The organism is Pseudomonas sp. TE36184 (assembly GCF_054060055.1).
The window spans coordinates 5,631,343-5,645,000 of sequence record NZ_JBSSCU010000001.1 but is presented as its reverse complement, the minus strand read 5'-3'; the positions used below and the strand labels follow the sequence as shown (position 1 = coordinate 5,645,000).

12 protein-coding genes and 1 rRNA gene (1 of these 13 running past the window's edge) are annotated in these 13,658 nt (G+C 58.9%); 3 read left to right on the top strand and 10 right to left on the bottom strand.

What is annotated here, in order from left to right:
* The 10 genes from ACVWZP_RS25480 to mrcB form a co-directional block, all read right to left on the bottom strand.
* Positions 1 to 632 (bottom strand): 16S ribosomal RNA (locus tag ACVWZP_RS25480); it reaches 905 nt to the left of the window's first position.
* A 544-nt stretch (positions 633 to 1,176) separates the two neighbouring features.
* Positions 1,177 to 1,797, bottom strand: coding sequence for a protein-methionine-sulfoxide reductase heme-binding subunit MsrQ (gene msrQ, locus ACVWZP_RS25475; RefSeq protein ID WP_046382059.1), 621 nt, complete (start codon positions 1,795 to 1,797; stop codon positions 1,177 to 1,179).
* The gene (msrP, locus tag ACVWZP_RS25470) at positions 1,797 to 2,810 is read right to left on the bottom strand and encodes a protein-methionine-sulfoxide reductase catalytic subunit MsrP (RefSeq protein WP_017847455.1); all 1,014 of its coding nucleotides are present in this window, start codon (positions 2,808 to 2,810) and stop codon (positions 1,797 to 1,799) included. Before msrP ends, msrQ begins: the two co-directional genes overlap by 1 nt.
* Before the next feature lie 63 nt (positions 2,811 to 2,873).
* A complete protein-coding gene (gene pssA / locus ACVWZP_RS25465) occupies positions 2,874 to 3,731 on the bottom strand; it encodes a CDP-diacylglycerol--serine O-phosphatidyltransferase (protein WP_017847454.1) in 858 nt (285 codons plus the stop codon).
* Between the two features lie 144 nt (positions 3,732 to 3,875).
* A complete protein-coding gene (ilvC, locus tag ACVWZP_RS25460) occupies positions 3,876 to 4,892 on the bottom strand; it encodes a ketol-acid reductoisomerase (RefSeq protein ID WP_003212125.1) in 1,017 nt (338 codons plus the stop codon).
* A gap of 47 nt (positions 4,893 to 4,939) precedes the next feature.
* Positions 4,940 to 5,431, bottom strand: a complete 492-nt coding sequence (gene ilvN / locus ACVWZP_RS25455; protein ID WP_003176102.1) for an acetolactate synthase small subunit — start codon at positions 5,429 to 5,431, stop codon at positions 4,940 to 4,942.
* A gap of 2 nt (positions 5,432 to 5,433) precedes the next feature.
* Entirely contained in the window at positions 5,434 to 7,158 is a 1,725-nt protein-coding gene (locus tag ACVWZP_RS25450; RefSeq protein WP_046385175.1) for an acetolactate synthase 3 large subunit, read from the bottom strand.
* Between the two features lie 431 nt (positions 7,159 to 7,589).
* A complete protein-coding gene (locus ACVWZP_RS25445) occupies positions 7,590 to 7,919 on the bottom strand; it encodes a YqcC family protein (protein ID WP_017847451.1) in 330 nt (109 codons plus the stop codon).
* A complete protein-coding gene (locus ACVWZP_RS25440; RefSeq protein ID WP_057005452.1) occupies positions 7,919 to 8,653 on the bottom strand; it encodes a tetratricopeptide repeat protein in 735 nt (244 codons plus the stop codon). Before ACVWZP_RS25440 ends, ACVWZP_RS25445 begins: the two co-directional genes overlap by 1 nt.
* Positions 8,654 to 8,669: 16 nt before the next feature.
* Positions 8,670 to 10,994: a penicillin-binding protein 1B gene (gene mrcB / locus ACVWZP_RS25435; protein ID WP_169882092.1), complete on the bottom strand. Its 2,325-nt coding sequence runs from the start codon at positions 10,992 to 10,994 to the stop codon at positions 8,670 to 8,672.
* 117 nt (positions 10,995 to 11,111) lie between these two features.
* On the opposite strand from mrcB, the gene ACVWZP_RS25430 reads away from it, so the two are divergent.
* From ACVWZP_RS25430 to ACVWZP_RS25420, 3 genes are all read left to right on the top strand, one after another.
* The gene (locus ACVWZP_RS25430; RefSeq protein ID WP_128191748.1) at positions 11,112 to 12,668 is read left to right on the top strand and encodes a bifunctional aminoglycoside phosphotransferase/ATP-binding protein; all 1,557 of its coding nucleotides are present in this window, start codon (positions 11,112 to 11,114) and stop codon (positions 12,666 to 12,668) included.
* A gap of 92 nt (positions 12,669 to 12,760) precedes the next feature.
* Complete coding sequence (locus ACVWZP_RS25425) at positions 12,761 to 13,105, top strand: pentapeptide repeat-containing protein (protein ID WP_017847447.1); 345 nt, start codon at positions 12,761 to 12,763, stop codon at positions 13,103 to 13,105.
* A gap of 204 nt (positions 13,106 to 13,309) precedes the next feature.
* Positions 13,310 to 13,582 (top strand): TfoX/Sxy family protein, encoded by a 273-nt coding sequence (locus tag ACVWZP_RS25420; RefSeq protein ID WP_017847446.1) that lies wholly within the window; start codon positions 13,310 to 13,312, stop codon positions 13,580 to 13,582.
* Positions 13,583 to 13,658 lie beyond the last annotated feature (76 nt).

Here is a 13,658-nt window from a genome sequence, read left to right as displayed (position 1 = left end):
GAATGCAGTTCCCAGGTTGAGCCCGGGGATTTCACATCCAACTTAACTAACCACCTACGCGCGCTTTACGCCCAGTAATTCCGATTAACGCTTGCACCCTCTGTATTACCGCGGCTGCTGGCACAGAGTTAGCCGGTGCTTATTCTGTCGGTAACGTCAAAACAATCACGTATTAGGTAACTGCCCTTCCTCCCAACTTAAAGTGCTTTACAATCCGAAGACCTTCTTCACACACGCGGCATGGCTGGATCAGGCTTTCGCCCATTGTCCAATATTCCCCACTGCTGCCTCCCGTAGGAGTCTGGACCGTGTCTCAGTTCCAGTGTGACTGATCATCCTCTCAGACCAGTTACGGATCGTCGCCTTGGTGAGCCATTACCTCACCAACTAGCTAATCCGACCTAGGCTCATCTGATAGCGCAAGGCCCGAAGGTCCCCTGCTTTCTCCCGTAGGACGTATGCGGTATTAGCGTCCGTTTCCGAACGTTATCCCCCACTACCAGGCAGATTCCTAGGCATTACTCACCCGTCCGCCGCTCTCAAGAGAAGCAAGCTTCTCTCTACCGCTCGACTTGCATGTGTTAGGCCTGCCGCCAGCGTTCAATCTGAGCCATGATCAAACTCTTCAGTTCAAACATCTTTGGATTTTTAAGAAACCCTAAACTTGGCTCAGCAATCGTTGGTTACATCTTTGATTTCTCGCGGAGTAACTTGTGATGCTGATAATCTTGTTGACTATCAGTCTGACTCCACAAGCACCCACACGAATTGCTTGATTCAGTTGTTAAAGAGCGGTTGGTTAAGATCTTTCGTCTCAACCGAGGCGCGCATTCTACAGCAGCCTCATTTGCTGTCAAGTGATTATTTCAAGAAGTTTTCAAAGTTTCCTTTGTAACTTCAACCACTTGCGCTTCCGATCTCTCGTTAGCGGGAGGCGAATTCTACAGCGTTACACGCTGCTGTCAACACCTCTTTTTCTCCGCTTTCGACCGAGAAGATCGAAACGTTAATAGAGCCAAACAACCCTGCTCTACCAACTCCTTCCAGGCTTCGATGAACTGAAGCAGGTCGCTGTCGAATCTTGCGTAACTCTTTGTTTACCAAGGAGTTTTCCGTTTCGACTGCGCCGGAAGTGGGGCGAATTATAGACGTCCAGGATTTGCCGTCAAGGGTTAATTACGCTTTTGTTGCAGAAGGTGCTTTTTTCGCAATAAGGCGCGGAATTCGCCGCATCACCGGCGGTATCCGCAGGACAAGAAGCAGCGCACCTATAGAAGCATAGATAGCCCACTCCTTCAGATCCGCCCGCACGATCCACAACATATGCAGCAAGCCAAGCCCAAGCACGCCATACACCAGGCGATGCAACTTCTTCCAACGGCTGCCCAACCGACGCTGACTGTAGCGATTCGACGTCAGCGCCAGCACCAACAAAGACAGGAAACCCAGGGCCCCCACAATAATGTAGGGGCGCTTACTCAATTCCACCCCCAGCTGCGACCAATCCAGCCCCAGGACAAACACACAATATGCCGCCAGGTGCAGCACCACATAAGCAAAGCACCACAACCCCAACTGGCGCCGCACCGCGATCCACCCTGCCCAACCGCTCAACTTCTGCAACGGTGTCATCGCCAGGGTAATCAGCAGCAGGATCAACGTGCCCAAGCCCAGCCGGTCAACCAGCACCTTGCCTGGGTCCGGCCCCAAGGCAGAACGCCACGCCTCGTACAGCCAGAGCAACGGCCATACCGCGGTGGCGATAAACACGCCGATGCGCCAGATCGGGAAACGCATCAGTAGTTCTTCCGCAGGTCGAGGCCGGTATAAAGTGCCGCCACCTCATCCGAGTAACCGTTGAACATCTGCGTCTCGCGCACATTCGGGCTGAACAGGCCACTTGGTAAGCGCCGCTCACGCGCCTGGGTCCAACGAGGGTGGTCGACCGTCGGGTTCACGTTCGCGTAAAACCCGTACTCATTCGCCGCAATACTTTGCCAGGTGGTTTTCGGCTGCTCGCTCACCAAGCTGATACGCACGATGGACTTCACGCTCTTGAAGCCATACTTCCATGGCACCACCAAACGCAACGGCGCGCCATTCTGGTTAGGCAACTCGCGCCCATACATCCCCACCGCCAGAATCGCCAGGGGATTCATCGCCTCATCCAGACGCAGCCCTTCTACATAGGGCCAATCGATCAAGCCGAAACTCGAGCGCTGGCCCGGCATGCTTTTGGGGTCCTGGAGGGTTTCGAAGCGGATGTACTTGGCTTTGGAAGTCGGCTCAACCTGCTTGAGCAACGCCGAAATGGGAAAGCCCATCCATGGAATGACCATCGACCACGCCTCCACACAGCGCAGACGGTAGATTCGCTCTTCCAATTGGTACGGCTTCATGAAGTCTTCCAGGGCGTAACGCCCCGGCTTTGCGACCTCGCCATCGATCACCACACTCCAGGGCTCGGTCTTGAGCGAACCTGCATTCGCCGCAGGATCGCCCTTGTCCGTGCCGAACTCATAGAAGTTGTTGTAGTGGGTCGCGTCCTTGAACGGGGTGATGGCTTCGTCCTTGACGGTTACCGCCTGCCATTTCGTACCCGGCAGTTTTTCGGCAAACCAGCCTGGCGCCTTGCCTGGTTCGACATCCGCATAGCGCGCGGCATCGTCAGCGCTGGCCCAGCGCGGCAAGCTGCTGGCGGCAACACCGGCCAGCGCACCACCGAGCAAGCTACGGCGAGACAGGTAGAAGGATTCAGGAGTGACGTCCGATTCATGACAATCGGACGCTTTGGGCAATTTGATTAACATGGCAACTCCGCAGCATTGGAGAACTGATGCACCAATAGACTGCGGAGTATGGGGGAAATTACATTAAGGCAATGTTTTGTCCCGACGCAGTTGCAGCAGATACTGAACCGGCCCGGAAGCGGCATACACCAGGAACACCAGCAGCAGAATACGCGGCGGATCGCTGAAGACCACGGCGAACACCAGCACCACCGCAAGGATGGCCACGAAAGGCACGCGCCCCTTGAGGTCGAGTTCCTTGAAGCTGTTGTACTTGATGTTACTGACCATCAGCATGCCGGCGGCCGCAACCATCAAGGCCACCAGGAACGACATCTTCGACCCCTGGATGCCGTAGTCACTGAACGCCCAGACGATCCCCGCCACCACGCCCGCAGCAGCCGGGCTGGCCAGGCCGATGAAGTAACGCTTGTCAGCGGTCCCCACCTGGGTGTTGAAGCGCGCCAGGCGCAACGCGGCGCCCGCGACATAGATGAAGGCCACCATCCAGCCGACCTTGCCCATGTCACCCAGGGCCCAGGCAAACGCCAGCAACGCAGGCGCGACACCAAAGGCAACCATGTCCGACAGCGAGTCATACTCGGCACCGAAGGCGCTTTGGGTATTGGTCATGCGCGCCACGCGCCCATCGAGACCGTCGAGCACCATGGCGACGAAGATGGCGATCGCCGCAAAACCGAAGTACTTGCTGGCACTCACCGCATCACCCGCCGCCAGCGCGCTCTGGGCGCTCATGGAGTTGATGATGGAGTAGAACCCGGCAAACAGGTTCGCCGTAGTGAACAGATTGGGCAGGAGATAGATGCCACGATGCCGGACCTTGCGGCCTTCCGCGTCATGCCCTTCTTCAACATGTTCATCGATCGGTAGCAGGCTATCGGCGTCAGAAGCCTGGTTTGGCTCTTCGGGACGTTCGCTCATGGACTTTACCTTGCAACGGTGTGAAAAAATTCGACAGATACTTGCGGCGAGTGTTCGCCCGCAAACGATGCAGCTTTATACCAGAACCAGCCACCCAAACGAAAAAACGCGGCCTAAGCCGCGTTTTTTCTAGATGCATCCGACTTAGTTTTTGGCTTTGTCGACGATCTTGTTGGCACCGATCCACGGCATCATGGAGCGCAGTTGCTCGCCGATGATTTCGATACCGTGAGCGGCGTTGTTACGACGCTTGGCGGTCATCGAAGGGTAGCCGGTAGCGCCTTCGCTGATGAACATTTTGGCGTATTCGCCGTCCTGAATGCGTTTCAGGGCGTTGCGCATGGCCTGACGGGACTCGGCGTTGATCACTTCCGGGCCAGTCACGTACTCGCCGTATTCGGCGTTGTTGGAGATCGAGTAGTTCATGTTGGCGATACCGCCTTCGTACATGAGGTCCACGATCAGCTTCAGTTCGTGCAGACATTCGAAGTAGGCCATTTCCGGCGCGTAGCCGGCTTCAACCAGGGTTTCGAAACCGGCTTTGACCAGTTCAACGGTACCGCCGCACAGAACGGCTTGTTCGCCGAACAGGTCGGTTTCAGTCTCGTCCTTGAAAGTGGTTTCGATGATGCCGGTACGACCGCCACCAACGCCGGCAGCGTAGGACAGTGCAACGTTCTTGGCGTTGCCCGACGCGTCCTGGTAGATCGCGATCAGGTCAGGGATACCGCCGCCTTTGACGAACTCGGAACGCACGGTGTGGCCCGGGGCTTTCGGCGCGATCATGATCACGTCGAGGTCAGCGCGTGGCACGACTTGGTTGTAGTGGATCGCGAAGCCGTGGGAGAAGGCCAGGGTGGCGCCCTTCTTGATGTTCGGCTCGATTTCGTTCTTGTACAGCGCGGACTGGAACTCATCCGGGGTCAGGATCATGACCAGGTCGGCAGCGGCAACGGCGGAAGCAACGTCAGTCACTTTCAGGCCGTGGGCTTCAGCCTTGGCAACAGTGGCCGAGCCTTTGCGCAGGCCAACAGTCACGTCAACGCCGGAATCTTTCAGGTTGCAAGCTTGCGCGTGGCCCTGGGAACCGTAGCCGATGATGGCGACTTTCTTGCCCTGGATGATCGACAGGTCACAATCTTTATCGTAATAAACTTTCATGAGGTTCCTCTATATATCCAGGCCTTAAGGCCATTCACTAATTTGGGTTAGATGCTGAGTACTTTGTCGCCACGGGCAATCCCGGTGACACCACTGCGTACGGTTTCCAGAATCGAGGCCGTCCCGATCGACTGGATGAAGCTGTCCAGCTTGTCGCTTGTACCGGTCAATTGCACGGTATAAACGCTGGCGCTCACATCGACGATCTGCCCGCGATAAATGTCGGTAGTACGCTTGATCTCGGCACGTTGGGCGCCCGTGGCCTTGACTTTAACCAGCATCAGCTCGCGCTCGATGTGGGCACTTTCCGACAGGTCGACCAGCTTGACCACTTCGATCAGCTTGTTGAGGTTTTTGGTGATCTGCTCGATCACCTCATCGTGGCCCACGGTGGTCAACGTCAGGCGCGACAGGGTCGGGTCTTCGGTCGGTGCCACGGTCAGGCTTTCGATGTTGTAGTTGCGTTGCGAAAACAAGCCGACAACACGAGACAGAGCGCCGGGTTCGTTCTCCAGAAGCAGGGAGATTATGTGCCGCATGATTAGGTACGCTCCGTCTTGTTCAGCCACATGTCACGCATAGAGCCGTCTTTGATCTGCATCGGGTAGACGTGCTCGCTGGTATCCACCTGAATATCGATGAACACCAGGCGATCCTTCATGGCGAACGCTTCTTCCATCTTCGGCTTCAGATCTTTCAGATCGTTGATGCGAATACCGACGTGGCCGTAAGCCTCGACCAATTTGACGAAGTCGGGCAGCGATTCCATGTAGGAATGGGAGTGACGACTACCGTAGCTCATGTCCTGCCATTGACGAACCATGCCCAACACGCCGTTGTTCAGGCACACGATCTTCACCGGAAGGCCGTACTGCAGGCACGTCGACAGTTCCTGGATGTTCATCTGGATGCTGCCTTCGCCGGTGACGCATGCAACGTCGCTGTCCGGGAAGCTCAGTTTGACACCCATGGCCGCAGGGAAACCAAAGCCCATCGTGCCCAGGCCACCGGAGTTGATCCAGCGGTTAGGCTTGTCGAACTTGTAGTACTGCGCGGCGAACATCTGGTGCTGGCCCACGTCGGAGGTCACAAAGGCATCGCCCTTGGTCACTTCGCACAGGGTCTCGATCACGGTTTGTGGCTTGATGATGCTGCCGTCGCCCTTGTCATAAGGGAACAGGCCGCGGTCACCGCGCCATTCGTCGATCTGCTTCCACCAGCTGGCGACAGCTTCTTTGTTCGGCGTCTCGCCGATTTCCTTCAGCGCAGCGACCATTTCGGTCAACACGCTTTCCACCGGACCTACAATCGGCACGTCGGCCTTGATGGTCTTGGAGATGGACGCCGGGTCGATGTCGATATGGATGATCTTGGCATTCGGGCAGAACTTGCTCGCGCCGTTGATCACTCGGTCATCGAACCGCGCGCCCACGGCCAGGATCACATCGGCGTGATGCATGGTCAGGTTGGCGGTGTAGCTGCCGTGCATGCCGAGCATGCCGACGAACTGACGGTCCGTACCCGGGAATGCGCCGAGGCCCATCAGGGTGTTGGTCACCGGCAGGTTGAGCAGCTTGGCCAGTTCGGTCAACGGTGCGGAACCGCCGCCCAGAATCACGCCGCCGCCCGAGTACAGCACCGGACGCTTGGCCGCCAGGAGCATTTCTGCCGCCTTGCGGATCTGCCCCGAGTGCCCACGAACGGCCGGGCTGTAGGAACGCAGCTTGGCTTTCTTCGGGAAGACGTATTCGAATTTCTCGGCCGGGTTGGTCATGTCTTTCGGGATATCGACCACTACAGGGCCCGGGCGACCGGACTGTGCGAGGTAGAACGCCTTTTTCATGACTTCCGGGATTTCCGAGGCATGCTTGATCATGAAACTGTGTTTCACGATCGGCCGGGAGATACCGATCATGTCGGTTTCCTGGAATGCATCGGTACCGACCATGGTGCTAGCGACCTGGCCGGAAATGATCACCATCGGGATGGAGTCCATATAAGCAGTCGCGATGCCGGTAATGGCATTGGTTGCGCCTGGACCGGACGTTACCAGTACCACGCCGGCTTTACCGGTGGCACGGGCATAACCGTCAGCCATATGGGTTGCAGCCTGTTCGTGGCGAACCAGGATGTGGGTAACAGCCGGTTCCTTGAACAGTGCGTCATAGACGTGCAGCAGAGCACCACCAGGGTACCCGTAGATATAGTCAACGCCTTCGTCACGCAAAAAGCGGACGAGCATCTCACCGCCAGATAAAAGCTCCACGTTGTTCACCTCTAAAACGCCAGAATACCGTCCGTTAAAAACCGACGGGTCTTAATAGGTTTACTTCTCAACAGAGCATGAGCGACGGTGGTCGCCGACTACGTCAGCACTGACTGAGCAAGTATTGGGATCGTCCCAAGTGTTGCGGGCTCTTCCCACCCAGCGCGAGGTAACGCGTTGCGGGTGTAACAGGTCGGCGCGGATGTGCGCCTCATGATCTGCTGAGCGGGCCTGCTTCTGGCAGTCCCGATACAGCGGACTTTGGATTCTTCTGTTTCAGGCCCTTCAAGTCAAGCAATAATTGCGCTTTTTTCCAACTAAGCGCATGAGAACGTAGAAGAAAGGGCTTTGAGGAGGGATAAAACTCGCCTGAATGTCGTCAAGCGGTAGAAATGTGCGCAAGACTGCCGGAAAAACCGGCAGCCAGGCAATTAACGAGCGTCGACGATCAATTGGTCGAACTTTTTCAGCGCATTGCGCAAACCCTGGCTTTCCAGCGGCCGGTCGGTGTAGACCATCTCGGCCATCTCCATGATCCCGGAAGCATTTGGCAACGGCAGGTTCTGTTCGAGGATCTGCTTCATTCGCACCAGGAAGATCCACTGCAGCCACTGGTGGAAGTCCAGGGTGTCGACCGAAAAGGGCTCGACGCTGCTGAGCGCCTCGGCGCTGGGGGACACCTCGTCCCACCAGCCCTGCAGGCGCAATTCGCGCTCAATCAGCAACAGCTGTTCGGCAATCGCTGGAAAACGCACATCCATCAGAGGCTGACCTTGGCTTTCTGCCGAGCCTGGGCGGCACCGGCAGCGTCGCCTTGTGCAGCACGCGCATCACCGATCAAGGCCCACAGGCTGGCCTGCAGGTCAGGACGGCCGTTGGCCAGGGTCAGGCCACGACGGGCAAACTGTTCGGCTTGCGGCGCATCGCCCTGGGCCATCCGCACCTGGGCCAGGCGATACAGCACCTGCGGTTCACGCGGCGCAACGCGCTGGGCGCGCTCGAGGCTCGACGAAGCACCGTTCAAGTCGCCACCGGCCTGCTGTTGCTGGGCAGTGGTGAGCAAGGCCAGTACCGGGCCGTCCAGTTGCTCGTCAGCCGACAGGCCGCCCGCGCTGGAGGACGACGGAATGCCGCTTGGCGTCGACGGCATGGTGTAGGTGTTCTGGTTGATCGGCGCGGCCTGGACCGGCGTGGAGTCAATCGGCCCCGACGTGCTAGGCCCTGGCGTCCACGGCTCGGCGCTGATCGGCGCCGATGTCGCGGCACCGGCGCCCGGCACCATCACCACCACACCCGAATCCTGCGGCACGGCGCGGGTCGCGGCCTGGGCAGGACGCTTGGTCACGGTCTGACGGAAACCGCCATTGGCCGAGATCCGATCGTTATTGGAGACGGTTGTGCTCGAGTCCACCACGGGAATGGAGCCGCGCTGAACGCTGGAGCAACCGCCGAGCAAAGCCAGAGCTGTAATAGCTGGAATCCACCACTTGTTCACTTGAAACCCTCTTTGCTTAATTCATCCAGCCCTTGACCCAATCCATCACCGATTCCGCGCTTGCAGGGGCACTGCCACCGCACGCGGCACCGGGAGGTGGTTCGCTGCCGCGAATATACGGCATCTGCACCGCGCCCGGACAGTTGGCATCGGAGCCCTGGCCGGTGTGCGGATCAATCCAGGCCTGCACGATGTTGTCCGGCTGCGGCATGCTCAGCGGCAACGGATCGGCCTTGCGCATGAAACTGGTCCAGACCTGCAACGCACCGGTCGCGCCGGTGAACGGCGTCTTGCCGTTGTCATCACGCCCCAGCCAGACCACGGCCAGCACATCCTGACCGAAGCCGGCGAACCAACTGTCACGCGAATCGTTACTGGTACCGGTCTTGCCCGCCAGTGTCAGGTTGGAAGGCAGGACCTTGTACACCGAGCTACCGGTACCTTCGCGCATCACACGCTGCATGGCGTTCTGGATCAGGTAGATGGAGCCCGCGTCGAAACGCTGCTGAATCTGGAACGGATAGCGCTTGAGCGGTTCGCCTTCGGCCGTCAGCACGCTGCGAATGCCGCGCATCGGCGTGTTGAAACCACCGTTGGCGAGGGTCTGGTACATGGTCGCCACTTCCATCGGCGTCATGGCACCGGCGCCCAGAAGCATCGATGGGAAGGCCGGGAATTCGCGGGTGATGCCCAGGCGCGCGAGGGTCTTGAGGACGTTCGGCACGCCCACTTCGAGCCCCAGGCGCGAGGTCGAGATGTTGTAGGAATGCGCCAGCCCCTGGTACAGGAACACCGTACCGTGAGAACGACGATCGAAGTTCTGCGGGGTCCAGACCTGGCCGTCAGCACCTTTGACCGACAGCGGGTCGTCCGACAGCCAACTGGTCAGGGTGTATTTGCTCGGTTTTTCCAACGCCGTCAGGTACACCGCCGGCTTGACCAGCGAGCCGATCGGCCGCACCGCGTCCAGCGCACGGTTGAAGCCGGCGAAACTGGCCTGGCGGCTGCCGATCATGGCCTGGACTTCACCGGTTTCCGGGTTGGTCACCACCATGGCTGCTTCGACTTCGTCGGAGCCTTTACGCCCCGCCAGACGCTTGAAGGTGTCGTTGACCGACGCTTCGGCTTTCATCTGCAGGATCGGGTCGAAACTGGTGAAGATGCGCAGGCCTTCCTCGGTCAAGTCTTCGTCGCGGTAGTCTTCACGCAACTGGCGTTTGACCAGGTCGATAAAGCCCGGGAAGGAGCTGTCCGCCAGCTTGCCGCGGGTGGTCACGCCCAGTGGCATTTTCTTCGCCGCGACAACCTGTTCCTCCGTGGCCACGCCCTGCTGCTCCAGCACGTCGAGCACCAGGTTACGCCGCTCAAGCGCGCGTTCAGGATTGCGCCGCGGGTTGTAGTAGGACGGCCCCTTGACCATGCCCACCAGCAACGCGACCTGATGCAACTTCAGCTCGGACAGCGGCTGGCCGAAGAAGAACTGGCTCGCCAGCCCGAAACCGTGGACCGCGCGCTGGCCGTCCTGGCCGACGAACACCTCGTTGAGGTAGGCCTCAAGGATTTCCTGCTTGCTGTAATGCAACTCCAGCAGCATCGCCATCATGGCTTCGGTGAGTTTACGGGTCAGGCTGCGCTCGTTGGTGAGGTAGAAGTTCTTCACCAATTGCTGGGTCAGCGTACTGCCACCCTGGGTCATTTTGCCGCCGGAGGTGTTGACCCAGATCGCACGGGCAATGGACTTCGGCGACACGCCCCAGTGGCTGTAGAAATCGCGGTCTTCCACGGCAACCAGGGTTTCAAGCAGGTACGGCGGCACCTGATCGAGCTTGATCAGGATGCGATCTTCCAGGTTCTTCGGGTAAATCCCGCCGATCATCAACGGTTCCAGGCGCACCACGGGCAGCTTCGAGCCATTCAGCGACGACAGCTCGGCCACGTAGTCGCCGGAGAAGCGCACGCGCACCGGCTGGGGTTTTTCCAGGCCTTCATAGAACTGGAAGCCGCGGGTGTTCAAGTCCACGGTATTGCCGCTGACGGCCGCAGCGCCGGGGCCATTGCTCACAGGTTCGCGGCGGTAGCCCAAGGCGTCGAGTTCGGTGAGGAAGTCATCCTTGCTCAGCTTCTGACCGGTGAACAGCTCCAGCGGACGGGCGTACACCTTGGCCGGAATGGTCCAGCGCTTGCCGGAGAATTTTTCCTGGACCACGGCATCGAGGTACACCGCAAAGCCGGCGAGCACCACAAGACCCACCAGGCTGAGCTTGAGCGCCCAGCCCAGCCACGGGCGCAGGCCGCGGGAAGGAGGTTTTTTACGGGAACGGGGAGATCGGGTTCGAGTCATGGCGGCGGATTATACGCACTTTATCGATGATCAACATGAGCCGGACAGCGGTTTGCACAGCAGGCGTCAGCAGCCATAATGCCCGCCATGATTTCCCCTGACTTTGAAGGATCGCCCGTGAGCCAGCCCCTGATTGCCGCCCTGCAGAACCCGGCTTTATACCCCCATCCGGTTGAAGCGTTCCAAGTCATCGAGACCCATATTTCCTGGGTCATACTGACCGGCCCTTACGCTTATAAACTGAAGAAACCGGTGAACTTCGGCTTCCTGGACTTCACCAAACTGGAAGATCGCGGGCATTTCTGCAACGAAGAGCTGCGCCTGAACCAGCGCCTGACCAAAGATTTGTATCTTGAAGTGTTGCCGATCACCGGCACGGCCGAAGCGCCGCAATTGGGCGGTGACGGCCCGGTCATCGAATACGCGCTGAAAATGCGTCAATTCCCGCAAAGCCAGTTGCTCAGCACCTTGCAAGCCAACGGTGAGCTGACCAGCGCGCACATCGACGAGATGGCCAAACAGATCGCGCACTTCCACCTCACCGCACCGAAAGTGCCGCAAGAGCACCCGGCCGGCACCCCGGACGAAGTGATGGCACCGGTACGCCAGAACTTCGATCAGATCCGCCCGTTCCTCAGCGACAAAGCCGACCTGCTGCAACTCGAAGCCCTGCAAGCCTGGGCCGAAAGCAGCTTCGAACGCCTCAAGCCGCTGCTGGCACAGCGCAAGCACGATGGTTTCACCCGCGAGTGCCACGGCGATATCCACCTGGGCAATGCCACCTTGATCGATGGTCACGTGGTGATCTTCGACTGCATCGAGTTCAACGAACCGTTTCGCTTCACCGATGTTTACGCCGACACCGGCTTCCTGGCCATGGACCTGGAAGACCGCGGCCTCAAATCCCTGGCACGCCGGTTCATCAGCCAGTACCTCGAACTGACCGGCGACTACCAGGGCCTGGAAGTGCTGAACTTCTATAAAGCCTACCGCGCACTGGTCAGGGCCAAAGTCGCGCTGTTCAGCATGCCCAGCGAAGCGAGCCCGGTGCAGCGCGCCACCACCCTGCGCCAGTACCGCAACTACGCCAACCTGGCGGAGAGCTACAGCATTATTCCGTCGCGCTTCCTGGCGATTACCCACGGCGTTTCCGCTGTAGGCAAAAGCCACGTGGCCATGCGCCTGGTGGAAGCCTTGGGCGCCGTTCGCCTGCGTTCGGACGTGGAGCGCAAGCGCCTGTTTGGTGAACAACAGGTGGAAAACACGCCCCAGGCCGGCATCTATGCTGCCGACGCCAGCGCGAAAACCTACGCCCGCCTGAACGAGATCGCCGAGACCGTGCTGCGCGCCGGGTTCCCGGTGGTACTGGATGCGACCTTCCTGAAACGCGCACAACGCGACGCCGCCGCCAAAGTCGCCGAAGCGACGGGCGCGCCGTTCCTGATCCTGGACTGCAATGCGCCGCAGGCCGTTATCACCAGTTGGCTGGCACAACGTCAGGCAGACAAGAACGATCCGTCTGACGCTACATTGACGATCATTGAAGAGCAGCAAGCCCAACGCGAACCACTGACAGCCGAAGAGCTGTTGCTGAGCAAGCGCGTCGAGACCAATCAAAGCGGAACCCTCGATGCACTGGTCGAGCAAATTCGCCAGCGCATGCCTGGTCTGTAAGAAAAACTTCTTGGTCGCGTCGTCACCTTAGGCGAGCGGCCAAGCAATAGTGGCACTATAATGGCGCCATAAATCCAACAGGTGTCGCTATCATGAGTCAGCCCAAGCTTCTTGATACCCCGCTCTATTCGCTTCTGCATAAAGACGATATCCGCGGTTTCAACCAGGAACGCCCCAAAGACGGCGTCATCGACATGCGCGGTGGCGACTTCCGCGGGCTGGATCTGCGCGATCTGAACGCCAGCGGCGTGGACTTCACCGATGCGTACTTCCGTTCCGCCGATTTGCGCGGGCTGGACTTGCGCGACTGTTCATTGGAAGGCGCGAGCCTGGCCCATGCGCAGATTTCGGGCACCTACTTCCCGCCGGAACTGACGGCCGACGAGATCCTCATGTCGGTCAATTTCGGCACGCGCCTGCGCTACCGCACCAAGTAACACGCCCTCCCAAACCCCCGGTCTCGTGCAATACGGACCGGGGACTTCGCGCCTGCCCGCAATAAAACGTCGACGCCATCCTTATAAGCTTTTGCGCCATTCCTGACCAAAGAACTACGCTTTTCCTACTGAGCGCTACACTCCTTTTCAGGCTTGCCTGGTCACGACACCCACCGCACCATTCGGCCGTCGCAAGGAGGCTCGATGAACGATGAGCTGCAACACCTGAGAAACCTTGGCAAGACCTCGGCGCAATGGCTGCATGCGGCGGGCATCCACAGTGCGTCAGACCTGCGGCGCCTGGGCGCGGTCGATGCTTATCGAGCCGTTCGCACGCGTGGCTTCCGTGCCTCGAAAGTCTTGCTGTATGCAATCGAAGGGGCATTGATGGATGTGCATTGGAACGACATCCCAGCCGAACGCAAGGAGGCGCTGAACCGCCAATTGGATGCTATCTCGGCGCGCCAGAAGAATTAGATCGACGACCCCACCCGCCGCTGACAAAAATCCGGACAAGGGCCTGTGAAAACAAATCTTGACTCTCAAATGAGAA